Origin of the sequence: Tenacibaculum aiptasiae, assembly GCF_008806755.1 — a bacterium.
Lineage (GTDB): Bacteria > Bacteroidota > Bacteroidia > Flavobacteriales > Flavobacteriaceae > Polaribacter > Polaribacter aiptasiae.
Genome location: NZ_WAAU01000017.1, coordinates 1 through 401 on the forward strand (window position 1 = coordinate 1; position 401 = coordinate 401).

Sequence of the window (401 nt, forward strand, 5' to 3'; positions counted from 1 at the left end):
ACTGTTCAAGTGGATACAGATGGCGATGGTGATCCAGATGTAACAGATCCAGACGATGATAATGATGGAAATCCAGATGGAACTGATCCAAATCCATTAGTGCCAACAGGAGCAGATGATGTATTAACAGTTGTAGAAGGTCAAAGTGCTAAGGTTAATGTTTTAGCGAATGATGACTTTGGGCCAGGAGCAAATACAAGTATCACCCAAACAGGAGGAACTGCTGGAGGAACTGTAAGTATTGATCTATTAACAGGAGAGGTTACTTATACACCAGCCGCAGGTGAAGAAGGAGGGGCAGTTACTATAGAATTACAAGTGTGTAATACAGCAGTAACGCCACAGGTTTGTGTAACAGAGACAATAACTGTAACTGTTCAAGTGGATACAGATGGCGATGG

At 42.4% G+C, this 401-nt stretch carries 1 protein-coding gene; it reads left to right on the top strand.

Going from position 1 to position 401, the window contains the following annotated elements:
• Window positions 1-401, top strand: a 401-nt coding sequence (locus tag F7018_RS18480) for an Ig-like domain-containing protein (RefSeq protein WP_246175160.1), incomplete at both ends; no start/stop codon positions are given.